This is a genomic window from Streptococcus dysgalactiae subsp. dysgalactiae (genome assembly GCF_900459225.1).
Classification (GTDB): domain Bacteria; phylum Bacillota; class Bacilli; order Lactobacillales; family Streptococcaceae; genus Streptococcus; species Streptococcus dysgalactiae.
On record NZ_UHFH01000003.1, the window covers coordinates 1379489 to 1403613 of the forward strand.

Sequence of the window (24125 nt, forward strand, 5' to 3'; positions counted from 1 at the left end):
AATATAATGTCCAACTTTTGGGGGTCACTTCAATTCCAATACCTTTTTAAATCAAAGACAACTGACAAGTAGGAATCAGTTGTTTAATTTTTGTGTGACGATTAATAAGCTTTGATTATCCCTGCTATTTCTGCTGGTGTGCGATGATCAACGGTAATCACCAAGTCTGCTAAACCTTCATAGAGAACCATACGCTTTTGATAAAGGTGATAAAAAGCTTCTTTGGAATGCTTGCTAAAAAGCGGTCTTTGAGTTTCTGTATCCTCTTGTAACCGTTGGTATAGGACTTCAAAAGAGGCGACTAACAAAATATTCTGGTGTCGATTCGCTGCCAATAATCGACGATTTTCTTTTGAAAGCACCACACCACCGCCCGTAGCAATCACAAGATTATCTGGTTCAGATAGCAAGTCTGCCAAGACCTGACTCTCAATGCTTCGAAAAGCTGTTTCACCATATTGATCAAAAAAGCTAGCAATAGGCATGCCTACGCGCTCCTCAATAATAGCATCCATGTCTCTATAATTCTGATCTAACTCCTTTGAGACAGTGCTTTTGCCCACTCCCATAAATCCCAATAAAACTTTAGTCATGACACAGCCTCTCTAAATCATTGAAAAACGTCGGGTAAGACGTCATGATAGCTTCTTCTCTATCCAGATGGACCTGCCCTTGTTTCACAAGTAAGGCTGCAATAGCTGTCATCATACCAATTCTATGATCACCAAACGTACTGGTTTTGGCCGCGTGGAGGGCTGTCGGCCCTTCAATAATCATCCCATCTGCTGTCGCTTTAATAGTAGCCCCCATGCTTTTTAAAATATCAGTAACCACCTGAATACGGTCCGTCTCTTTGACCCGTAGTTCCTGAGCATCTTTAATGTAGGTGACCCCTTGTGCTTGGGTTGCTAGTAAAGCAATAATAGGCAACTCATCAATTAAGCGTGGAATCAATTGACCAGAAATCGTTGTTCCTTTGAGTTGAGAATAAGCGACTCCAAGATTGGCTGATTGTGTCTGAGAATTAACAGCCTCATAAGTGACCTGCCCACCCATTTGTTCAATCACTTCTAAAATACCTGTTCTTGTCGGATTGATACCGACATTTTCTAAAAGAATAGCCGAGCCAGGAACAATGAGGCCTGCCACCAACCAAAATGCTGCACTTGAAATATCTCCTGGAACAGTGACTTCTTGACCGATGAGTGTCTGAGGGCCTGTTAACCAAATCTTTTTACCATCAACACGTAGCCGCCCTCCAAATTGTTGAATCATGTCTTCCGTATGATTACGGGTTATTTCCTTTTCAATGAGCTCTGTCGTGCCATTTGCCTGTAAGGCAGCTAACAAAATCGCTGACTTGACTTGGGCAGAAGCGACTGGAAGCGCATAGGTTATTGGATTTAACCCTCGACTTCCCTTGAGTTTGAGAGGGGAGAGATGTCTAGAACTTTCTCCTGTGATGTCAACTCCCATTTGGCGTAAAGGCAGGACAATACGATCCATAGGGCGCTTAGACAAACTATCATCTCCTGACATGGTAACCTCAAATGATTGTCCTGCTAAGAGGCCAGCAATGAGACGCATAGAAGTTCCAGAATTTCCCATATCAAGTATCTGATGAGGAGCAGTCAATCCTTCAAAGCCTTGCCCCTCTATCACAAGCTGATCATCCTTTTCTTCGATACGGACGCCTAAATTCCTAAAGGCTTGAATCGTGGAAAGCACATCTTCCCCTTTTAAAAGTCCTTTTACGCGTGTTTCCCCTTTAGCAATAGCTCCTAATATGACTGCTCGGTGACTAATTGACTTGTCTCCTGGAACGCAAATAGTTCCCTGTAACCACCCCACATTTGTTCGCAATTTCATCCGTTTCATCTGCCTTTCTATTTGCTAAGATCAATAATTTTCTTTTCATCCTCATAAAAAATGAAGCAAGAAAGACCCTTCCTACTTCATCTCGTTTGTCAGTTTTTTTACTCTCCATCAACAGAGGAAGATGGCGATTGATCCGTATCATTCCCTAAGGTTTTTTTGAAAATGGATACCACATCTCCACTGCGGCTTTCTAGTTTTCCTACAGATATTTCTTGATAAGTGGCATTAAAAATGGCTCCTAAGATCAAAATTCTAGCCAAGAAAATAAACCATAACATGATAATGAAAATCATCACGGACCCGAAGGTTTTGATATCTACCATTTTCTCAACATTATGTACCACATAATTACCAACCAAGTTACTCAAAAAAGTCATGACAAATGACGTGAAAATCGTACCTGGCAAAATATAGCGAATCTTTTTAATCTTGACATTTGGCAAGAGGAAATACAATAACATCAGGCCGACAAATATAATCAAGACCGTAATAGGCTGGATTAAGAGCAAGAATGCCGTCGTGATATTGTCACTTAGGTTATAGTGGTTATCTAACACCTGGATAGCTGCCTTTGAAAAGGTCGAAAAGATCAAGGCAAAGGTCAAAAGAAATAAAATAATGAGACTGGTCAAAAGTCCAACCAAGTGACCGATAAAGAAATCACGATGTTGTGAGGCTCCATAAGCTTTATTGATGGCTTTTTGCAAGGACGTTAAGCTTCGAGACATGGTCCAAAAACCAGTTAAGGTCGCAACCCCAAGCACACTTCCTGAAGGTTTTGAAAAAATATTAACCACAATCGAAGAGGCTGGTTTGAAAATATCCTTAGGCAGGTTTTGCTTCATTAACCGTAGCAAATCAGCAATGTCAATATTAAGGTAAGGAAAAATATTGGCTGCAATAATAATCAATGGAAAAGCTGTCAAAATAAGATAGTAAGCCACAGCAATTGAAGACAAATCCATTTCAGAACTTTGAAAATGTCGCATAAAAGCTTGAATGGGTTCATACTGCCACTTTGACATGACTCTATCAAAGAATTTTTTTTCTGCCATTTTAGTAAGTTCTTTCTTCTCCTTGGCTCGTTAAAATAACAGGGCCGTCTTTGGTAATGACAAATTGATGTTCATATTGACAAGACAGGCCACCATCCAAAGTCTTATGCGCCCAACCTGTTTTCATATCCGTGTCAATTTCCCAAGTTCCTGTGTTGATCATTGGCTCCACTGTCAAGACCATTCCTTCTTTCAGACGAAGGCCTCGACCAGCTGTTCCGTAGTTTGGTACCATTGGTTCTTCATGCATGGTAGGTCCGACACCATGACCAACAAGGTCACGTACCACACCATAGCCAAAGCTTTCAGCGTACTCTTGGACAGCTGCTCCGATATCACCGATACGGTTACCAATCACAGCTTTCTCAATCCCGCGGTACATTGCTTCTTTAGTGACATCCATTAATTGTTTCACTTCGTCAGATGGCGTTCCTACAGCATAAGCCCAACACGAATCTGCCAAGCCACCAGAATAAGACTCTGTCCATTTTTTCATCTCAGAAACATTATCAAAATCTAGGGCTGAGACATCCACAACTGATTTGTCCAAAGGCTCGCTTAAAACCATGTCAACCTTAAGCAAATCCCCTTCTTTAAGGATGTAGTGGCGTGGAAAGGCGTGAGCCACTTCGTCATTCAACCCGCAGCAGGTAGCATACGGGTAATCCATGACATGACCATCCACTCCAATTTGCAAGGGAAGCACATTGTCTTCTTTACAACGACGACGAACGTAGGCTTCAACTTCCCACATGTCCGCACCAGGCTTGATAATATCTCTTAGCCCAATATGGATATCAGCTAGGAAGTCTCCAGCTCTATCCATAGCTTCTATTTCGCGTGCAGATTTTAATGTTATCATGTTTTATCTTTCTCCTCTAATTAATCTTGGTTGTTATTATTGCTTTAGCAATCACTTGATCATCGACAAAAACTTCGATATCAATGGTGCTGCTTCGTCTATTTTCAGTAATGATTTTAGGGTATAGTTTCAATTGATCATCAATTTGAACAGCATGTAAAAAGTATATCATCATTTGTTCAATAATGATATTTTTTTGATGCTTTTTCGTTAGGACACGAATACTGATTTCCTTGAGAAATTCTGAAATGACCCCATTCGACATGTTACCAGCACTATCAATCATGGTGGGTTCAACCAAAACCTGATAATAATCAAGAGTCTCTTCAAGGCTGGAAAGCATCTGTTCACTGTAGGTGTAGAGGTTACTTGGCTGGTTAGTCGGAAGATTCTCCATTGCTTGTCTACGGGTAATCATCCCTAGTAAGACATGGTCTTCATCAACAACAGGAAGCATGTTCAAATCTTCAAAAATCATTTTTTGACTGATGTTCGCAAGGCTGGTATTGGGTTTCGCGGTGATGGGGTTTCGAGACATGATTTTAGTCACTTTAGTGGTCGGTAATTGATCCACCACATCTCGCATACTGACCACCCCGATTACTTTGGATTTGTGATCCAGAACAGGAAATCTTACCTCTCGTGTCTTCTTAATGAGGGCATTAAATTCTTCAATCGTATTGTCCTCATAAAGACAGCCATACTGCTCAACAGGAATCAAGACCTGCTCGACGGTTTTGAGGTCTGTTTTGATGCGAATGTTAGACAAGGCATGATTAATCATGGTCGCGACCGTAAAGGTGTCATAATTGGTTACCATGACAGGAATACCTTGGCTATCTGCTGTTTCAATAACCCGTTTAGAAACTGGGAAACCACCAGTTACCAAGATGGCATTATGATTTTCCAAAGCCAGCAATTGGATATTTTCGCGGTCACCGACAATTAAAAGCCCTCCTTTAACGAGGTAGCGGCGGATATTTTGCTGAGTCATAGCTCCGATTGAAAACTTACTAAATTCATGCCCCAGACCAGCATGTCCCGCTAGCACTTCTGAATCACTAATACGAGCAATTTCGGCATAGGTCAGACGATCAATGCGAACCCGTCTTTTTTTCTCAATGCGAACCGTGCCACTTCTTGGTTTGGTTTCGACAATGCCTCGATTTTCAGCTTCTTTGATAGCGCGGTAAGCCGTGCCATCACTAACCTTTAAATGGTTAGAAATACTTCTGACACTCACCCGTTTCCCGATAGCGAGCTTTTCCAGATAATCCAAAATATCTTGATGTTTACTCATGATGATCATCACCTATTCTTAATTGGTACGCTTTATAATCGCGAATCTTGTGGGTATAGCGATCACTGCCTCTAAATCGTTTGTAACAGCGAAATCCTGCTTTTTCAGCCACACGTTGACTGGCTACATTTTCCAGATGGATGAGTAACTCCAATGTTCTAAGTCCAAAAGTTTGAAAGGCTAAAAAACTCAGCGTCTTAAGAACTTCTGTCATGATACCTTGCCCCCAGTAAGCATGATGTAAAAAATAACCAACTTCAGAACTGGATACTTTAGCGTTATAATGTTCCAGTCGGATACAGCCTATCAGTTGGTGTGTCAGCTTGTCCTCAATGGCCCAAATCCCTAAAGGAGATGCCATAAACTCATGAACTAAGAGGTAGTCGCTTTCCTCTTTAGTCCTTTTTTCTGGAAAGACATAAGATAAGTACTCAGTATCATTAACCATGGCGTAAAAAGCCGCATGATCGGCATATTGAAAAGGCCTCAGTGTAACCTTTGGAGTATCCCAAAAGGCAAATGCTGCCAACTGTGTCCAAATATCCATTGATGCCCTTTCCACTTTCCCTGTATTAGTTTTATTATAACAAATATCGTAGAAATATTCTATAACAGTTTTTAGCTTTCTGTGAGCTTTTTTAGCAAAAACTACTGTTTTCAGAACTTAGATGTCCTATCCTGTCCACATCCTTAGAGAAACAGCTGTCAACTGTATTACTTGTGTTTTAAAAACACAAAAAAGAGGAAACCTAGAGTTCCTCTTAAAAAGCTTTTTGTCAAAAGCAATGTCAATTAGTCTTCTTTACGTTTTGAAGCGACTGCCAAAGCACCCGCACCAGCCATTACTGCAAGCGCAGCAGCTGTGAAAAATGGGTTGCTTCCTTCACCAGTTGTAGGAAGAGTTGCAGCTTTCTTAGCTTCTTCTTTCTTAGCTTCTTCTTTCTTAGCTTCTGGTTTTTTAGCTTCTGGTTTTTTAGCGTCTTCTTTCTTAGTATCGACTTTCTTAGTATCGTCTTTCTTAGCGTCATCTTTAGCAATTGGAGTTGCAGGAGTTAACGGAACAAGAGGGATACTTGCTTCTGGCTTTTCTGGTTCAGTTGGTGCATCACCAGGAATTTCAGTAACCATTTCAGTTACCGTAAAGGTCTTAGTCGCATCATCGTAAGTCCAAACACCATCAACACCGTTTTCGTTAGCGTATTGTTTGAAGGCTTTTTCTGCAGTTTCTACGTCTACTGCTTTAGTAGTTGTTTCGCCTTTCAATGTTTTACCATTGATAACAAGTTTGTAGGTTGTCAATGCTGGTGTTAATTCAGGTGCGTCAATCACTGCTGGTTTTTCAGTAACTGTAAAGGTTTTAGTTGCATCGTCATAAGACCATTCACCGTCAACATTGTTAGCTGTTGCGTATTGTTTGAAGGCTTTTTCTGCAGTTTCTGCGTCTACTGCTTTAGTAGTTGTTTCGCCTGAGAAAGTGTTACCTTTAACAATAAGTTTGTAAGTAGTCAAGGCTGGAGTTAGTTCAGGTGCGTCAATCACTGCTGGTTTTTCAGTAACTGTAAAGGTTTTAGTTGCATCGTCATAAGACCATTCACCGTCAACATTGTTAGCTGTTGCGTATTGTTTGAATTCTTTTTCTGCAGTTGCAGCATCGATAGCTTTAGTAGTTGTTTCGCCTGAGAAAGTGTTACCTTTAACAATAAGTTTGTAAGTAGTCAAGGCTGGAGTTAGTTCAGGTGCGTCAATCACTGCTGGTTTTTCAGTAACTGTAAAGGTTTTAGTTGCATAGTCATAAGACCACTCACCGTCAACATTGTTAGCTGTTGCGTATTGTTTGAATTCTTTTTCTGCAGTTGCAGCATCGATAGCTTTAGTAGTTGTTTCGCCTGAGAAAGTGTTACCTTTAACAATAAGTTTGTAAGTAGTCAAGGCTGGAGTTAGTTCAAGTGCGTCAATCACTGCTGGTTTTTCAGTAACTGTAAAGGTTTTAGTTGCATCGTCATAAGACCACTCACCGTCAACATTGTTAGCTGTTGCGTATTGTTTGAATTCTTTTTCCGCAGTTGCAGTATCGATGGCTTTAGTAGTTGTTTCTCCTGAGAAAGTGTTACCTTTAACAACAAGTTTGTAAGTAGTCAAAGCTGGAGTTAGTTCAGGTGCGTCAATCACTGTAGGTGCTTCTAGTTGAACTGCCTGAACTGCATCTCTCAACTGATCTGCAAGATTGTTGACTTTATCTTGAGAATCATACTTACTGTAATCTTTTGATTCTAACACATCGTATGCATCATTAATTAACTTATACAACGGCTGAATTGATTCTGCTGTATAAGCATCTGAATTATTAACAATTTCATTAGCAGCATCATACCAGGTATTCAAGCGAGTAGTATCAAATACTACTGGTTCTACTCCAATTGGTAAAAGAGACTGCGTAGTATTCTTTAAATTGTTTACCAATTCAACAATCCTATCTTGAGAATCATATTTTCTATAGTCTTTTGATTCCAACACATCGTATGCATCATTTAGTAAACGATATAATGCCTTCATTGAGTCTGCTGTAAATACGCCTCCCGGAGTAGCATTGTCAGTCGCAACTAAATCATTTGCAATGTCATACCATTTTTGTAATTCTGTAGTATCTAGGCCAACAGGTACAATGACCGCTGCAGGTATAGTTTCTGCAGAAACAGTTATAGTATTTTCTAGTGCTCCCGAAACTAAAAACGCAGCTGATACAGACGCTAATCCAAAAGCTGATTTACGTAAAAAGTATTTTACTTTTTTTTCTTTTTCCATTACTTTCTCCTTTTTTATTTAATACGCCAGCACATATTAAAAAACCAAAAAATTTGAAACTACAATCTAATAATTTCACCTTTTATTATACAACTTAACAAAATTAAATCAAGGATTTCATTTAATTTTTCTATCAATTTTCGTTAAATTAATAAAATTAGGAAATCCTGGCAAATAAATCTCCTATCATAGACTCATCAATTTATATTTATGGCTATTTTATTAGCATAAAAGTGGTTTTCTATAATTTTTCAAAAATTACTTTCTTTTATAATAAAATAAAGTTTTATAAAAATGGGATTTTCTGTCAATATCACCGTTTATTTATTTCGTAACAGAGATCAATCATTTTTTGTCAAAAAAACGTTAGGAGAATATCTCCCAACGCTTGACTAATATTCTTTTTATAGTAGTTCGTTTTTCGCTTTAGTTTCAGTACTCTCGCCACAAGTGCGTGTCAATAAGACCACAAAAAGCATCTACTGGTGAAATACCTGTGAAGCTTGACTCACCCGCCAATTTCTCCACCAAGGCTTTCATGGTATTATCCTTGCCGTCGTAAGCATTGATATAAGTACCTACTTGTGGCATGTCTGCAAGAGCAAAAGCATGCTGAACTGATACCACAATGGTTGGGATTTCATGCACATAAAAGGGCTGATCTGGTGTCCCCTTGGCTGCTGGCCAGACAATACGCTGAACTGTTCCACCAGAGTTGACATCAACAAGGTTAAGGATTAAATCGTAATGGTCTGTTAAATTGGAAATCGGTTGTTTTTGGGCGTAGACATTGGCAATTGCTGCAGCTCGTTCACTTTCTGGCAATTGCATGATGCGTTCTTCCGTTGATTCCCACACTGTGACGTCATGGCCACGCGCTTCTAGCAATTCCTTGACTACATCAGATGCTCGTTTTTTCTGCCCTGCAATCATAGCACCAAAACCACCTTTGTGACCTTCTACATTGACAATTAAAATGCGTTTGTAACGTTCAGGAGTGACTGGGAAAATATCCTTTTGCTTATCTTTAACAAGAGTAATAGCTTTGTCAGCTACCTCGTCAGCAATGGCTTGCGCTTCTTTGGTATTAATCAGAGCCATCGCTTCTTCTTTTGGTAGCATAATCTCTTCACGACGACCTTCATATAAATGAAGTCCTAGACGTGCTTTCAAACCAAGGGTACGACGAAGGGCATCATGGAGGCGTTCTTCTGTCAAAATGCCAGCCTCATAGCCTTCTTTCATCCATTGCAAATCTTCATCTGGATCATTAAAGAATAAGAAGAGGTCACATCCCGCTTCCACAGCCGTTGGTAGCATCAAGCGACGTGGCATAGAAGCTGTCATGGCAACCATGTGAGAAGCATCTGTCACAATAGCCCCATTGTAACCAAGCTCCCCGCGCAGCAATTCATCCAACAACGTTTTGTTGAGTGAAGCTGGTAGCATGTCATCCAACTCACGTTCAGGATGCAACTCTTTCTCAACATTCGGCAAATGGATATGACCCGCCATTATACCTGGAAGACCAGCTTCTGTCAATTCTCCGTAGATTCGACCGAAGGTAGACATCCACTCGTCTTTTGTCATCGGGTTTGATGCAAAAGAGAGGTGATGGTCACGTTCATCAATCCCGTCACCTGGGAAATGTTTGGCAAATGGCATAATGCCATGCTCCATAATCCCTCTCATGTACTCTTTAGACAAGGTAATGATTTGGTCCACGTTTGAGCCCCAGTTACGGCTAGCAATAATTGGGTTGCGCCAGTTGCGTGTCAGATCAACAATAGGAGCAAAGGAAGCGTTACAGCCAACCGCTGCTGCTTCAATTCCTGCAATGCGTCCCATTTCATAAGCATATTTTGGATCGTTTGTTGCGGCAACCTTAATTTCATCACCAATCTTTGTGCCATCATTAACTGCCCCATCGCCACCAGCTTCGGTGTTAGCAGCAATTAAGAGTGGAATTTTTGATTTGGTTTGTAAGATGTAGTTTTGTTCCCAAACTTCGTCGGCCATGCCTTTATTGTAGCGAACCGCCGCAATCTTATAATCATTAAGCACTTGGGTCAAATACTCTTCGGTACGACTAGCTCCCATGTTAACAAATAACTGCCCAATTTTCTCCTCCAAGGACATGGAGGCAATGGTTTCTTCTACCCAAGCGATGGCTTGGTCATCAAGGTGATAAGGTTTTTTGCGTAAATCTACTAAATGTGTCATTTCTTTTCCTTTCAAGAGGGTCTCGGTTTTCTAATACCTTCTTACCAAATTCCTCTACTTACTTCTTTTCTCATCCTTTTGGACTAGTCAAGCTAATTAGTAGCTCTGCTATTGATCTAATCTAAGTTATGCCAGAAGGTTTCTTTCAAGCTGTTAAAATCTAGATCAGACAGTTCTCCTGTAACAAAGGCATCTGCCACAGCTTCTTTTAAGTCAGCCCAAGATTGCGCCTCTTTGCCGACTAATATAGGGAAGAAAGCCACTTGATTTTGCTCTGCTGCGACCAAATCTCCCGGAGAATCACCAACCATCATGAGGCGTTCTTTTTGATACCCTTTTTGAAGAAGCTCTGCGATAACATCCTCTTTTTTACCACGGTTTTGGCAATACAAGTCATCAACATGTGCCATTAGTCCTTGATCGTGCCACTCTTCTTCGACAGCTTCTTTATTGGCTGAACTCACAACGAATACTTTCCCTAGCTGATGCAATTTCTCAAGACCTGATATAGCTCCTGGAAAAGCCAACGCCTCACCTTCATAAGCTTTGATTTGACGGTTCACTTCATTAGACCAGTCCAAGGCTTTTTGAAGGTCATCACTAGCTTCTTTAGCAAGCTCTGCTTCCAGTGAAGCATTGGAGAGAGATTTGGTGTTGGCAACCCAATCTTTCAAACGGTCAATGCCTTTCAATCCTGCATAGTCAAGTCCTATGACAAGCCCAACAAAACGATTAACCCCACGCGTGCGTGAGTACAGGTTAACACGGTCCCATTCTTTTAAAAATGCTTCTCTATTTGTCACCCCAAAGACATCTGCAGCAATTGGACCAAAGAATAGCTGATGCTTATAGGTCATCGTATCCATCGCACAACCATCTGAGTCTACGCAGAAGACAAAGGCTTCCTTTTTAGTCGTCATGTTTTCCTCCAATTAACTATAATTCATCTGATGATTTTATTGTAACATAGCTAGAAAACGCTGTCAATTAGAAAACTAACATTAGATCCATTTTTCTTAATACCCTTTATAATATACTTTATTTTAAGATGAATATCCAAATTGTTGCCAAATTATTCTCTCTTAACGATCATTTAAAAGTTATCCAAGTCGTCATATCACTTATGACAATAGTAACTAACCCCTAAACAAAAACTCACCCAAGGCATCACATTTTCTTGAGTGAGTTAGTTACTAAGGATTAAACGCCAGAGTAAGCTGCAAAGCCTCCATCAATTGGGAGAACAACGCCGTTAACGAAGCTAGCTGATTGTTCATCAGCTAGGAAAAAGAGACCACCAATCAATTCTTCTGCTTCTCCGAAACGTCCCATTGGCGTATTGTTAAGGATTTTTTCAGCACGTGCTGTTGGTTGCCCCTTTTCAGTGAACAAAAGGCCACGGTTTTGGTTGGTCACCAAGAAACCTGGGGCGATAGCATTACAACGGATTCCTACTTTTGAGAAGTGAACAGCTAACCATTGCGTAAAGTTAGAAATAGCTGCCTTAGCTCCTGAATAAGCTGGGATTTTTGTCAATGGTGTGAAAGCATTCATTGATGAAATGTTAATGATGTTAGCCCCTTTTCGCCCAACCATGTCTTGAGCGAAAACTTGCGTAGGAAGCAATGTTCCTAGGTAGTTCAAGTTAAAGACAAAACTAATTCCTGCTTCATCTAAATCAAAGAAAGTTTTGGTCTCTTCAGGCAAACCAACCTCATGAAATTCATTATCAGTAGTTGCTTTCGGACTGTTTCCACCAGCTCCATTGACCAAAATGTCTGCTGGACCAAAATCAGCTAAAACAGCCTGACGTACCTCTTCTAAATTCTCTTTTGAGAGGACATTTGCTTTGTAAGCTTTAGCCACACCACCTTCTGCTTCAATCTCAGTTACAAAAGCTTGTGCTGCTTCTTGGTTCAAATCTAAAAGAGCTACCTTGGCACCTGCTTTGGCAAACTCTTTGGCCATGTAGCCGCAAAGCACTCCACCAGCACCTGTTACAATCACAACCTTATCTTTAAAATCAATTACTCTAGTCATGTTATTCCTCTTTCTTATTTGTCGCCAACTGTTTTGACAGTAATGCCAAAGTCTGGTGTCTTACCAGCAGCACGCATATTGGCCTCATAAAGACCATTAAAGTAAGTAGCTCCCAAAGCACGGTCATATAGGCCATAACCAGGTGTTTTGATTTGATCTCCCCAGATACGACGACCATGGTCTGGGCGAAGAGCCCCTTTCCAATCATAGTCAACCAATAATTTGACAACAGCATTCATGTCAATATCACCAGCTTGTGATAGGTGTGCTGTTTCTTGGAAGCCCCAAGCGCCGGCTGTCACGTTCCGCGTGTGCATAAAGTTGATACGGTTACGTTTAAGAGCGTACTCAGTCATGGCAATCACATCATTTTTAGGATCAGAAGCGTAAGACCCTACACACATGGTAATCCCATTGTTTGGAGAATCATAGAGATTTAAGAAGCGCTCAACAGCATCTTGATCTGTTATAATACGTGGCAAACCAAAGATACCATATGGTGGGTCATCAGGGTGGATCGCCATTTTCACACCAGCTGCTTCTGCGGTTGGCATAATAGCTTTGATGAAGTAGTCTAGGTTTGCCCATAAATCTTCTTCAGAGATATTGTTGCGGTAATTCTCGATGATGGCTTTCATTTCTTCTTTAGAATAAGAAGAATCCCAACCTGGTAGATTCAAATCGTCAGCTACTGGATCAACACCCTCTAAATCAGCTTTTAAGAAAGCAAGCGATGTGGATCCGTCCGGTAGGGGATGGTTAAGATCTGAACGTGTCCAGTCAAAAACTGGCATAAAGTTGTAACAAACCACCGGAATACCTGCTTTACCAACGTTGGTAATAGAGGTTTTATAGTTTTCAATCAATGCATCACGCGTTGGCTTGCCTTGTTTGATATCTTCATGAACTGGGATAGATTCAATAACTGAAATCTCTAAACCAGCATCTTCGACCATTTTCTTCAAGGCAAGAATGTTCTCAAGTGGCCAAGCTTGACCAACCGGAACATCATAAATTGCCGTAACAATTCCCTGCATACCTGGGATGGCTTTGATTTCTTCTAAGCTGACTGGGTCATGTTTCCCATACCAGCGAAATGACATTTTCATATACAATTACCTAGAGCTGATAGGCTCCTTTTTCCTTTCATTTCCACACGATTTTCATTTATTGAGAAGGCTGCGCTTCCCAACTTATTTCGTTTTAATTAAAATAGCGAACAGCGTTGTCGTAAGCGATGTCTTTAGCCATCTGACCAATGACTTGATAATCTTCTGGGACTTCCCCTTCTTCAATCCATTCCCCTAGATAGGTAGCTAAAATACGTCTGAAGTAATCATGGCGTTGATAAGACAAGAAGGAACGAGAATCCGTTAACATGCCTACAAAATTAGCAAGCATTCCTTGTTCAGCAAGAGCATTCATCTGGCTAATCATTCCAAGCTTGGTATCTGCAAACCACCAACCAGCTCCAAATTGAAGATAACTTGCCACACCGGCTTCATTGGCTTGGAAATTAGCCAAAGTGTTAGCTACTGCAATATTGTAACTTGGGTTTAAGTTATACCAAATCATTTTTGGTAGACTATCCATCTGCACCAAGTTATCCAACAAGCGGTTCATATTAATCGTTAAAGCTGTTTGGTCTCCTAGAGAATCCACCCCTACATCTGCTCCTAAACGTTTGAAAATACCAGAATGGTTGTTGCGCAGAGCACCAAAATGAACTTGGGTTACAAAACCATACTGCTTGTACAATCGACAAAGGTCTGCAAAAACAGCAGTCTGCCATTGGTTGATGTCAAGTTGGCTTGGTGTACCACCCGCTAGCACCTGAGCCATGATCTCATTTAAAGCTTCTGGTGTAGCCTTTTCAAAAACAATTTCTGTAAAGCTGATATCACTTGCCTTGCAGCCTTTTTCAGCAAAGTAAGCAATCCGTTTCTCCATGGCTGCCATAAACGTCGTAAAGTCTGTAATGTGGCTGCCTGTTGAAGTTCCTAAACGCTCCACAAACTGGGCAAAATTGCGGTGCTCAACAAAAGCCTCATCTGGTCTAAAGGTTGGTGCTACAACTGTCTCAAAAGTGCTATCGTCAGCAAGCTGTTGATGCCATTCGAGGTCATCAAGAGGGTGATCAGTAGTTCCAATAAAAGTTACCTTGCTGTCTGCAATTAATTTGCGCGGGCTAATCTTATGGTCAACCAGATAAGCATTCAAGCGATGATAAATCTCTTCCGCATTGTCCTGTGTCAACAGCTCTTCCACACCAAAAACATTTTTCAACTCCATAGCTGACCAATGATAAACAGGGTTACCGTAGGAACGTTCTAAGGTTCTTGCAAAAGCTTTAAATTTATCAAGTTTAGACGCTGAACCAGTGATTTCTTCTTCTGAGATGCCATTAGCACGCATCAATCGCCACTTGTAGTGATCCCCGCCTAACCATAAGTCAACAATATTGTCATAGACCTTATCTTCAAAAATTTCTTTTGGGTCTAAGTGACAGTGATAGTCAAAAATCGGTTGATCTTGAATCTGTTGATACAGTTTTTTAGCAGCTTCATTTTTTAACATAAAGTTCGCATCGTTAAATGTCATGTTCGTCTCCTCTGTGATAACTTCCACACTTAGTCAAGGGCTGATACAAATGATTGCGCAATTCGAGTGACACTGTCATAACCCTCTGTCGCCACCTTGCTAGCAAGGGCGGAACCAACACCTACAGCGACTGCTCCAGCATTTTTCCACTCTTTCACGTTATCAACTGAAACCCCTCCAGAAGGCATCAAATCAACCTCAGGTATTGGTTCGTGAATATCTTTGATAAAACCTGGGCCAACAACCCCTCCTGGGAAAACCTTAATAATAGGACAAGAGGCATTCATGGCAGTCACAATTTCAGTTGCTGTGGCGCAACCTGGAAAGTAAAGGTTGCCTTCTTGGTTAGCAATGTCAGCAATTTCTTTGGAAAAATGCGGACTTACTAAGAATTTGGCACCTGCTGCAATCGCTTCTTTTGCGAGTTCAGTAGTCATTACCGTACCAGCTCCAATAACAACACTTGTGTCATCTTTAAAGTCATCTGATAATTTGCTAATGACCTCAGAAGTATTTGGAGTGGAGTAAGTAATTTCAATATTACGAATTCCACCTAAAACCGCGTGTTTAGCGATTTCAATCGCATCTTCTGCGGTTTTTCCACGTACAACAGCGAAAAAGTAATTCTCTTTTAATTGGGTTAACATCCGTTTTTCCTCCTCTATGAAACCGTTATCTTGTTATTATTATACAAATCATCTGATGACTTGTCAAGAAAAAAGTCTAAAAAACAGCAATTATCACAATTGCTGTTAGTTCTTCGCCGATATTTCATTAAGGCAAGAAAGCCGTTCGTTTTACGGTCATAATATGTAAAAGCATAGCATCATGCGCTGCGATAGGGTTTCTCTCCTTAATAGCTGTCAAAATGTCGCGATGGGCTTGTAGGGAATCTTCTTTCATCTGACGATTTGTGTAATTCGCATTTATCAGATGAATTGACTTGTTAATAACAGGCAATAAACTGTCCATCGCAATATTACCACTAAATTTGGCCATCATCGAATGGAAGGTCACATCTAACTGTAAATGCTTAGGATCACCCACTGTTACAGCTTCTTCAATCTCTACGACAATCTTTTCAAGCTCTTTAATCTCTTTCGGTGTCGCATTCTGAGCAGCTAAGGCAGCAATCCGGGGTTCTAATAACAACCGTAATTCAAACAAATCTGCTGTCAATTTTGCCGTGTCTTTCACCAATGAAAAACCAAGCGGGTCTTCTGATACCCCTTTTTTAGAGCTCACATAGGTTCCAGAACCCTGTCTGACTTCTAAGACATTGCGGGTTGCTAAACTTCTGACAGCCTCTCGGATAGTGCTACGTCCTACATCCAAGTCTTGAGCTAATTCGTACTCATTAGGGAGCTTAGCCCCTACGTCATATCCACGTTCTAAAATAAGCTGTAATAAACGTTCTGCTGTTTTTTCAACTAATGGTCTAGCCATCGTATCGTCCTCTTCCTGTTTCTACTGTCTCCTATTTTACACTATTTTTTCTTGTAATTGTAGTTAGGAATAGCTGTCCAACGTTTTTTAAATTCTCTGACCACTTGCTTAGGCTGACGATTCCGCGAGAAGAGTCCTTTGTGGTTACCTTGCACACGAAAAATCATTAAATTGGTCTCAAAGTCTGCAAAATTCCAAACTTGTTCACCAACAAGGTTAGGAATCTCATCAAAAACCCCATGCGTCATCGCATAAAAATCACATTGGAATTCTTCCGTATACGGAATATCCCACATCGAATGCAAGCCAGGTAAGGTATCTGCCCCATACTCAGTCATCAGAATAGGTTTGTCTGGGAACTTGCTCTGCCATTCTAACAATTCCTTGCGAAGACCAACTTCTCCCTTAGCCAGATCACCGTGATCCACATACCAAGCGTAATAACGGTTCAAACAAATCACATCGACCAAATCCATAACTTCATCTCGGTCTGGTGTTGCCATTAAAATATTGACCAATGTCACTGGACGTTTTTGAGGATCCAATTCTTTGTAGAGAGCCACCAGAGGTTCAAAATAGTCATGCGCTCCCGCCTCATGGCTTGCAGGTTCATTGGCAACTACCCACATGATAACAGATGGGTGATTTTTATCACGTTTCACCAATTCTTGGATAGCCTGTTCGTGTGCTTCTTTTGTTTCCATCACAGACCAAGTTCCCATATCTTTAGGTGTTAAGTCAAGAGAGGCCGTGAAATTTTGGAATAAACCAACCGCTGGAATTTCGTCAATCACCAAAATCCCCATACGGTCTGCAAGCCGCATCATTTCTTCAGAGTAAGGGTAATGTGAGGTGCGGAACGAATTAGCGCCAATCTCTTTCAACAAGTTCATATCCATCAAGTTAGCCGCTTCATTGAGACCACGGCCATTGATAAAGGTATCTTCGTGTTTCCCAAAACCTTTAAAGTAAACAGGTTTATGATTGACAAAGAACTGACCATCCGCTACATGTACACTACGCACTCCGAAAGGTTCTTCATAGGTATCAACAATTTGACCATCTACACTAATCTCAATATGAGCTGTGTAAAGGTAAGCATCTAGCACTTCCCAGAGACGCACGCAATCAAGTTTGACATAGCCGTCGTTCGTTTGACCAACGACTTGCCGTTCTTCATCAAGGATAGTCACCTGAATTGCATCAACAGCTGCTGACGTTTCAACAGCAATGGAAAGGTCTGCTGTTTTCAAATCATCTGATAAGTCACTGGTAATGGTGACATCCGAAATGTGGGTTTTAGGACGCACTACTAATTTGACTGGACGATGAATACCCGCATAGTTAAAGAAATCGAAGTTTTCTTTGACCATTTTTTTCATGCTGCCATCTTCTTGACGTTCTTCGCTATAATTGCCCACAGGAAGTGTACTGTAATCTAAAATATTATTGGCACGGACAGAAATTCTGATCTGATGGTCCTGGTAAAGTTCCTCTGGCACCACGACTTCAAAAGGAGTAAATCCTCCCTTATGAGAAGCCAGCTCACGCCCATTAACATACACGGTAGCATTGTGAGTCACTGAGCCAAAACGTAAGACCAATTCATCATCTTTAGCTAACTTTGGAAGATCAACCAAACGCTCATACCAAAAATCACCGATATAATTGCGTTTATCCTTATCGACCACCACATCATTAAAAGAAGTCGGCACAACCATAACGTCTTCTGTTGATAAACAGTCTTCCGGGTTATGGTCTCCTAATTTGAATTGCCACAAACCACTAAGGTCATATAAACTTCTTGTTTTGGTTAAAGTTGGGTATAGCATCTTTTCTCCTTTTTCTCATTGTTAACGTTTAATCTCATGCGATGCATCAGTTATTAAATAATCAATATCTGCTGGGGTAATAATATTGCTGTCACCCTCAATCGTATGTTTGAATTTAAAACTCGCCATTGCAATGGCTAAGGCCTTGTCAGGCGCTTCATTTTGTAATATACCATGAATCAAGCCAGCAGTGAAAGCATCTCCAGTACCAACACGGTCCAACACCTGAATGCCTGACTTGTCTGTCTGGTAAAGATTACCATCTTGATATAAATAACCCTTCAAGAGGTATTCATTGGTATGCCCCATTTCCCTTTGGGTAAAAGCAAATCCAGTCACACCGTAAGTTTTTGCCAACTTAGAAAGAACGTTTTCCAATAATGCTTGATCTTCATACGGTCGACTCAATCCCAATTGGTCTTTCAAATCTTTTTCCTCATCGCCTGCTAAAACCAAGGGTTCAATTCCAATACAAACATCTGCCAAAGTAACTAAAGGGGACAATAATTCTCTAGCCTCTTGGAAAGAGTCCCAAAGGCTGGCCCTAAAGTTTAAATCAAAGGAAACCTTTAATCCTTCTGTTTTTGCCTTTGTCATCAGATAATGAGTCAAGTGATAAAGCTTATCGGTCAGAGCCGGGGTAATACCAGATACATGAAACCAATCAGCCCCCGCAAAAACATTTTCTAACTCATAATCGGCTAACTGCGATTCCCAAAAAGCAGAATATTCTCGGTCATAGGTCACGCGACTAGCCCGTAAGGAAAACCCTTTTTGATAGTAATAAATCCCCAAACGTTGACCTTTTTCAATAATATAATCTTGACTGATTTGACGAGAAAAAAGAAAGGTCTTTGTCATTCGTCCCAAATCATTGGCTGGTATTGCTGAGATAAGAGAGACTTTATGCCCTAACTGCGCCAAGGTTGACAAAACATTTAATTCCGACCCACCAAATTGACATTCCAGACTGGTTGCCTGAGTTAGGGTCTGGTACTGCGGCGGTGATAATCGTAACAAAATTTCGCCTAAAGAAACAACTGTTTTCACTCAAAACCTCCTCTACTAATGATGATAAGGACATTATACCTGATTGTAGTGATTTTTTAAAAACCTAGGCAAAGAGTCCTCCGATGACTAAAAATCACATTTTTTCTAAGTTAAAAGAGTCGAGCACATCTTGCCCAACTCCTTCCAAACGACTAATCTTTATCAACTGGATATTTCGTTACATCAACGTAGTCCATATCTGACAATGGCACATTGCGAGCGATATCCTTCACGCGTTCTTTTGAACTTGCAGCTTTCATGACTTGAATTTTCTCTTGGATACGAACCATTTCTTCTTTATCCAGTTTGTAGAATCTCATCAAGAACAAGGCGACTGACAAGGCGACAAACGGAATACCAACTAAAAGAATAATGGTTGCCATTTTAAGTTCTGGTGTTAATGGTGTTTCCATTGTTGGGAAAGCTTTGGCAAAACCAATCGTTGCCAGAACAGCTCCAACAACCATCGGTGCAAATGAAGAAGCGATAGAGTCTGTCAATGAGAAGATTGTCCCAATCATACCTGACACATAACGACCTGATTCAGATGTTTCATAGTCTGAAATATCTGCCCCCATTGTTAAAACCAAACCAGCCGGCGCTTGAGTAATGTAACGAGCCAACATGTAAGTAATGATAAAGCAGATAGTGTAAAGGTTAATGTTACTTAAACTCAAATCACCAACTTTACCAAAGTAAAGGACAACCCCAAAGGCAGCTAAGGCAATCAAACCAAATTGAAGTGACGCCACATATGAGAAACGAAGACCTTTTTTACGAGCAACACTTGAAATCAAAATGTTAATCAAAACACCTGGAATCACAAAAAGTAGTGAGAATTGACCTGACAAGGCATAGTTACCAAACACAATACCGTAAAGCATAACCATGACAACTGAGTCTCCAAAGAATTGCACGCTAAACTTAACAAGTGCTGCTGCAATTGACAAGACTTGAAGAGGTTTGTTGCCTTTTATGACTTTCATGTAGTCTTTTAATTCTGTTTTTTGAGTATTTTCACCAAGACCGAAGTATTCTTTGTTGTCTTTAGACCAGATACCGATAACAGCCAATAATCCTAAAATAGCTGAAATAACAATTGTTCCATAGATAAGCACATTGAAGAATTCCAACGTGAAGTTACCAAATTTAGGAACCAAGAATCCTGAAACCACAAACTGTCCACCAGTCATCAAGGTTGTTAACATGACAGCATCCACAATGTTGAAAATTGGACGTTGTTTTGGATCATTCGTCAAGGCAGTTTGACCTGCTTTTGTGATGGTTTGTTGCATGGAATAACCAATTTTGTGAACAATCAATACCAAAATAAAGAGTGGGAAGCGCATCCCTTCGCTAACATTATTTAAAGCAAGTAATAGAATAAGCGATAGAGCCGTAATAATATTACCAGCAATTAAAATTGGGCGGTATTTCCCAAACTTAGTATCTGTTTTATCAATCATGATACCGATAGCTGGGTCAATAAAACCATCAAAGATACGAATATAACCCATGATTTGGCTAACAAAGATAGCTGCTAGCCCAAGAACACCTGTTGAAAAATAGGTGATAAACATGAAAGCAAATAGGTAAATGTTGGTAGATGTATTATTCAAGGCAAATAATACCAGTTGCCAAACTTTAGCTCGGTTATAGGTAACTTCCTCAACCCTTTGATCAATCGTTTTCTCCATCAGAGAAATCCCCCTTATATCCTAACACTTTTCTTGAAAGCGTTTTTATTTTTCTACATGTTTATCTTACTATTCATCTGATGATTTGTCAACACAATTTTAGTGATTTTTCGTCTTTTTTTTAAAAATAAGCTATATTTTAAGATTTAAAGTAAAATTCATCTGATAATTAATCACTAATCAAATATAGTCATCAGACAATTGAGCAACCTTGAAGAAAATGATTTCTGATGTGAAAAAGACTAATAAGTGGCAATTTAACCCTCAATAAGGGACTATTCCTTAACTTTCAGACCTCTCAATATAAGTTGTTTCGTCAAAAAAAGAGAAGCCACTAGCTTCTCTTAGTCTTCGATTAATTGGATGTCCGCTCCTAATGCTGTCAATTTCGCAATAATATTAGCGTAACCTCTCAAGATAAACTCAATATTTGTGATCTCTGTCTTGCCTTCAGCCATCAAACCAGCTGTTACAAGAGCAGCTCCTGCTCGTAAATCAGTTGCCTTGACTTGAGTTCCTGTCAATTGAGCTGGCCCTTGATAGACAATTTTACCACCAAGAACAGAAATATCAGCTCCCATACGCGCTAATTCTGGGACATGATTGATTCGTTTTTCGTAAATGGTATCAATAATACTGCCGCGCCCTTGGGTTTTTAACAATAGCGGAGTCAAAGGTTGTTGCAAATCTGTAGCAAAACCTGGATAAGGGGATGTTTTAAGGGTAACCGCTTTAAGATGATCTTGTTTTTCAACAAAGATAGCATCTTCTTCCACAGTCATTCTAACACCCATCTCTTCTAACTTGGCAATAAAACTTTCCAAGTGCTCATAGAGAACATTCGTTACCTTGACACCTTCTCCAATAGCTGCCGCTAAGGCAATGTAAGTTCCTGCTTCAATACGATCTGGAATGACTTGATGTCTCGTTCCGTGAAGTTTGTCTACCCCTTCAATAGTAATGATATCTGTCCCTGCACCACGAATATGAGCCCCCATATTATTCAAAAGGGTTGCCACATCAATAATCTCAGGTTCACGCGCAGCATTTTCGATGACTGTTTTACCATCTGCTTTTGCTGCCGCAATCATTGTATTAATGGTTGCACCAACACTAACCGTATCCATATAAATATGAGCCCCATGAATCTTATGACCATTTGTAGACAAATTCATGTTTTGACCTTCGTAAGAAACCGTAGCTCCCATTGCTTCAAAAGCCTTTAAATGAAGATCAATCGGTCTTGGACCCAAATCACAGCCACCTGGCAAGCCAACAACAGCTTGTCCAAAACGTCCCAACAGACTACCATAAAAATAATACGATGCTCGAAGGCTATTGATTTTCCCATAAGGTATTGGAATATCTTGTACCCCTCTAGGATCGATTTCTAAGGTGTCACCATGGTAGTTAATCTTAGCACCCATTAGTTCCATGATTTCAATCAAACTATCAACATCACTAATAGCAGGAACACCGTCTAAGGTTACAATATCATCTGCCAAGATAATTGCTGGGATAAGGGCAACAACACTATTTTTTGCTCCTGAGACAGCCACTTCCCCGGACAAGGCTTTTCCGCCATTAATAACAATTTTACGCATACATCCAAAACTTTCTTATACTAGAATTCAACCTTTTTATTTTATCACAAATCATGTCACCTGACAAATATCGACGTCTAAATTTTTAATCTTTTCTTAGAAAGAGTCCTTAAATCCCCTTTTTGAACCACAAAAAACAGGAATAACTAATGATAGCTATCCCTGTTTTTACAACTTCTATCAACAATTAAGATAAGGTTTTAACAACCTCTGTTAACGCTTCAACTTTATCTAAATGTTCCCATGGTAAATCAATATCAGTTCTTCCCATATGACCATAGGCAGCCGTTTGTTTGTAAATCGGACGTTTTAAATCTAGCATCTGAATAATACCCGCTGGGCGCAAATCAAAGGTCTGACGAACAGCAGCTTCTAAAATTCCTTCTGAAACTGTAGACGTTCCAAACGTATCCACACGGACAGAAACAGGCTGAGCAACTCCAATCGCATAAGCTAGTTGGACTTCAGCTTTCGTCGCAAGACCTGCCGCAACAAGGTTCTTAGCAATATAACGTGCTGCGTAAGAAGCCGAACGGTCTACTTTTGTCGCATCCTTACCCGAAAAAGCTCCACCACCGTGACGAGAATAACCACCATAAGTATCCACAATAATCTTACGGCCAGTCAACCCAGAGTCTCCTTGCGGACCTCCAATAACAAAACGACCTGTTGGGTTGATAAAGAATTTTGTGTCGTCATCTAAATAGTTGGCTGGAATAACAGCCTTGATCACTTTTTCAATCACATCCTGACGAATTTGCTTATTGGTTGCTTCTGGATTGTGTTGTGTTGAGATGACCACAGTATCTACACGGACAGGTTTATCCTGTTCATCATATTCAACCGTAACCTGTGACTTAGCATCAGGACGTAAATAACTGATTTCTCCCGACTTGCGTAACTCCGCCAAGCGACGCACTAATTGGTGTGATAAAGAAATTGGTAACGGCATCAATTCTGGGGTTTCATTGATGGCAAAACCAAACATGAGCCCTTGGTCACCTGCACCAATATGGCTAAGGTCATCAGTATCACCTTCTCTGCTTTCAAGAGCTTCGTTAACCCCTTGAGCAATATCTCCTGATTGTTCCACAAGAGATGGATGAACTCCGACTGATTCTGCTGAAAAGCCGTATTCTGCTTCGGTGTAACCAATTTCTGCAATGGTGTCACGAACCACACGGTTAATATCAACATAAGCAGTTGTTGATATTTCTCCAAAAACATGAACAGAACCAGTATAAACACAGGTTTCTGCTGCCACATGGGCTTCTGGATCTTCTGCTAAAATGGCATCTAAAATAGCATCTGAAATTTGGTCTGCAATCTTATCTGGATGCCCCTCAGATACGGATTCAGACGTGAAAAGTTTACGTTCTGACATAAAAATGTCCCCCCTATAAATGTATTGTCTCAAAAAGAGATGATGACTGTTCGTTCCATAAAGGTTCAGATGACACCGATATGATGACATAGTATAGAAGTCATCCATCAAACCAACAAGTCATTTAGGTAGACCAATTGACATGCCTATTACCTGACCTTAGTCATCAATAGGTGTAGCGAGTTACAAAGAATCCAACCAGCATGGTTCCCCATGCCTCTCTAGCAATCAAACTAGTGATCAACGCTCCTACACCGATAACATCAGTTGTTTCGGATGACTAACACTAATACAATTGCCAGATAGGTTGTCTTATCGGGACTCAATAACAATCTATTATAACATGTTTTA

Annotated in this window: 18 protein-coding genes and 2 pseudogenes; all 20 read right to left on the reverse strand. The window is 40.4% G+C overall.

The annotated features are described in order from the left end of the window. Positions 1-101: 101 nt before the first annotated feature. Positions 102-593, reverse strand: coding sequence for a shikimate kinase (locus tag DYD17_RS07185; RefSeq protein WP_003051415.1), 492 nt, complete (start codon positions 591-593; stop codon positions 102-104). Further along, positions 586-1869, reverse strand: coding sequence for a 3-phosphoshikimate 1-carboxyvinyltransferase (gene aroA / locus DYD17_RS07190; protein ID WP_164549249.1), 1284 nt, complete (start codon positions 1867-1869; stop codon positions 586-588). Before aroA ends, DYD17_RS07185 begins: the two co-directional genes overlap by 8 nt. A 107-nt stretch (positions 1870-1976) precedes the next feature. Continuing rightward, positions 1977-2933 (reverse strand): YihY/virulence factor BrkB family protein, encoded by a 957-nt coding sequence (locus DYD17_RS07195; RefSeq protein WP_003051418.1) that lies wholly within the window; start codon positions 2931-2933, stop codon positions 1977-1979. A 1-nt stretch (position 2934) separates the two neighbouring features. Then, complete coding sequence (locus tag DYD17_RS07200; RefSeq protein WP_003051421.1) at positions 2935-3795, reverse strand: methionyl aminopeptidase; 861 nt, start codon at positions 3793-3795, stop codon at positions 2935-2937. A 16-nt stretch (positions 3796-3811) separates the two neighbouring features. After that, on the reverse strand, positions 3812-5095 hold the full coding sequence (gene spxR / locus DYD17_RS07205) for a CBS-HotDog domain-containing transcription factor SpxR (protein ID WP_003051424.1): 1284 nt from the start codon (positions 5093-5095) through the stop codon (positions 3812-3814). Next, a complete protein-coding gene (locus DYD17_RS07210) occupies positions 5088-5642 on the reverse strand; it encodes a GNAT family N-acetyltransferase (protein WP_003051426.1) in 555 nt (184 codons plus the stop codon). The genes spxR and DYD17_RS07210 overlap by 8 nt, the downstream gene beginning before the upstream one ends. A 245-nt stretch (positions 5643-5887) precedes the next feature. After that, positions 5888-6610, reverse strand: a pseudogene (locus DYD17_RS11395) (LPXTG cell wall anchor domain-containing protein); the annotation flags it as partial. 42 nt (positions 6611-6652) lie between these two features. Next, positions 6653-7897: pseudogene (locus DYD17_RS11400) on the reverse strand (YSIRK-type signal peptide-containing protein); the annotation flags it as partial. 432 nt (positions 7898-8329) lie between these two features. After that, positions 8330-10120: a glycoside hydrolase family 3 protein gene (locus DYD17_RS07230; RefSeq protein WP_115252960.1), complete on the reverse strand. Its 1791-nt coding sequence runs from the start codon at positions 10118-10120 to the stop codon at positions 8330-8332. Between the two features lie 116 nt (positions 10121-10236). Continuing rightward, entirely contained in the window at positions 10237-11040 is an 804-nt protein-coding gene (locus DYD17_RS07235) for an HAD family hydrolase (protein WP_115252961.1), read from the reverse strand. Positions 11041-11320: 280 nt separating this feature from the next. Beyond that, positions 11321-12160 carry an SDR family oxidoreductase gene (locus DYD17_RS07240; protein WP_115252962.1) on the reverse strand — a complete coding sequence of 280 codons (840 nt, stop codon included), beginning with the start codon at positions 12158-12160 and terminating at the stop codon, positions 11321-11323. A 14-nt stretch (positions 12161-12174) separates the two neighbouring features. Then, positions 12175-13269 carry a mannonate dehydratase gene (locus tag DYD17_RS07245; RefSeq protein ID WP_037584964.1) on the reverse strand — a complete coding sequence of 365 codons (1095 nt, stop codon included), beginning with the start codon at positions 13267-13269 and terminating at the stop codon, positions 12175-12177. Positions 13270-13363: 94 nt separating this feature from the next. Further along, a complete protein-coding gene (gene uxaC, locus DYD17_RS07250; RefSeq protein ID WP_115252963.1) occupies positions 13364-14761 on the reverse strand; it encodes a glucuronate isomerase in 1398 nt (465 codons plus the stop codon). Positions 14762-14790: 29 nt separating this feature from the next. Then, the gene (locus DYD17_RS07255; protein WP_115276440.1) at positions 14791-15408 is read right to left on the reverse strand and encodes a bifunctional 4-hydroxy-2-oxoglutarate aldolase/2-dehydro-3-deoxy-phosphogluconate aldolase; all 618 of its coding nucleotides are present in this window, start codon (positions 15406-15408) and stop codon (positions 14791-14793) included. Positions 15409-15535: 127 nt separating this feature from the next. Beyond that, positions 15536-16207, reverse strand: coding sequence for a FadR/GntR family transcriptional regulator (locus tag DYD17_RS07260; protein WP_003051446.1), 672 nt, complete (start codon positions 16205-16207; stop codon positions 15536-15538). Positions 16208-16248: 41 nt separating this feature from the next. Continuing rightward, complete coding sequence (gene uidA / locus DYD17_RS07265; RefSeq protein WP_115276441.1) at positions 16249-18039, reverse strand: beta-glucuronidase; 1791 nt, start codon at positions 18037-18039, stop codon at positions 16249-16251. Between the two features lie 21 nt (positions 18040-18060). Continuing rightward, positions 18061-19089 (reverse strand): sugar kinase, encoded by a 1029-nt coding sequence (locus DYD17_RS07270; RefSeq protein ID WP_115276442.1) that lies wholly within the window; start codon positions 19087-19089, stop codon positions 18061-18063. Positions 19090-19241: 152 nt separating this feature from the next. Continuing rightward, positions 19242-20786 (reverse strand): MFS transporter, encoded by a 1545-nt coding sequence (locus DYD17_RS07275; RefSeq protein WP_003051452.1) that lies wholly within the window; start codon positions 20784-20786, stop codon positions 19242-19244. 344 nt (positions 20787-21130) lie between these two features. Beyond that, complete coding sequence (locus DYD17_RS07280; RefSeq protein WP_115252965.1) at positions 21131-22390, reverse strand: UDP-N-acetylglucosamine 1-carboxyvinyltransferase; 1260 nt, start codon at positions 22388-22390, stop codon at positions 21131-21133. A gap of 187 nt (positions 22391-22577) precedes the next feature. After that, positions 22578-23774 (reverse strand): methionine adenosyltransferase, encoded by a 1197-nt coding sequence (gene metK / locus DYD17_RS07285; RefSeq protein ID WP_003051459.1) that lies wholly within the window; start codon positions 23772-23774, stop codon positions 22578-22580. Positions 23775-24125 lie beyond the last annotated feature (351 nt).

Bases quoted from the DNA above. Each gene is read 5' to 3' on its own strand.
- DYD17_RS07185 (WP_003051415.1), bottom strand. From the start codon at position 593: ATGACTAAAGTTTTATTGGGATTTATGGGAGTGGGCAAAAGCACTGTC.
- aroA (WP_164549249.1), bottom strand. From the start codon at position 1,869: ATGAAATTGCGAACAAATGTGGGGTGGTTACAGGGAACTATTTGCGTT.
- DYD17_RS07195 (WP_003051418.1), bottom strand. From the start codon at position 2,933: ATGGCAGAAAAAAAATTCTTTGATAGAGTCATGTCAAAGTGGCAGTAT.
- DYD17_RS07200 (WP_003051421.1), bottom strand. From the start codon at position 3,795: ATGATAACATTAAAATCTGCACGCGAAATAGAAGCTATGGATAGAGCT.
- spxR (WP_003051424.1), bottom strand. From the start codon at position 5,095: ATGAGTAAACATCAAGATATTTTGGATTATCTGGAAAAGCTCGCTATC.
- DYD17_RS07210 (WP_003051426.1), bottom strand. From the start codon at position 5,642: ATGGATATTTGGACACAGTTGGCAGCATTTGCCTTTTGGGATACTCCA.
- DYD17_RS07230 (WP_115252960.1), bottom strand. From the start codon at position 10,120: ATGACACATTTAGTAGATTTACGCAAAAAACCTTATCACCTTGATGAC.
- DYD17_RS07235 (WP_115252961.1), bottom strand. From the start codon at position 11,040: ATGACGACTAAAAAGGAAGCCTTTGTCTTCTGCGTAGACTCAGATGGT.
- DYD17_RS07240 (WP_115252962.1), bottom strand. From the start codon at position 12,160: ATGACTAGAGTAATTGATTTTAAAGATAAGGTTGTGATTGTAACAGGT.
- DYD17_RS07245 (WP_037584964.1), bottom strand. From the start codon at position 13,269: ATGAAAATGTCATTTCGCTGGTATGGGAAACATGACCCAGTCAGCTTA.
- uxaC (WP_115252963.1), bottom strand. From the start codon at position 14,761: ATGACATTTAACGATGCGAACTTTATGTTAAAAAATGAAGCTGCTAAA.
- DYD17_RS07255 (WP_115276440.1), bottom strand. From the start codon at position 15,408: ATGTTAACCCAATTAAAAGAGAATTACTTTTTCGCTGTTGTACGTGGA.
- DYD17_RS07260 (WP_003051446.1), bottom strand. From the start codon at position 16,207: ATGGCTAGACCATTAGTTGAAAAAACAGCAGAACGTTTATTACAGCTT.
- uidA (WP_115276441.1), bottom strand. From the start codon at position 18,039: ATGCTATACCCAACTTTAACCAAAACAAGAAGTTTATATGACCTTAGT.
- DYD17_RS07275 (WP_003051452.1), bottom strand. From the start codon at position 20,786: ATGGAGAAAACGATTGATCAAAGGGTTGAGGAAGTTACCTATAACCGA.
- DYD17_RS07280 (WP_115252965.1), bottom strand. From the start codon at position 22,390: ATGCGTAAAATTGTTATTAATGGCGGAAAAGCCTTGTCCGGGGAAGTG.
- metK (WP_003051459.1), bottom strand. From the start codon at position 23,774: ATGTCAGAACGTAAACTTTTCACGTCTGAATCCGTATCTGAGGGGCAT.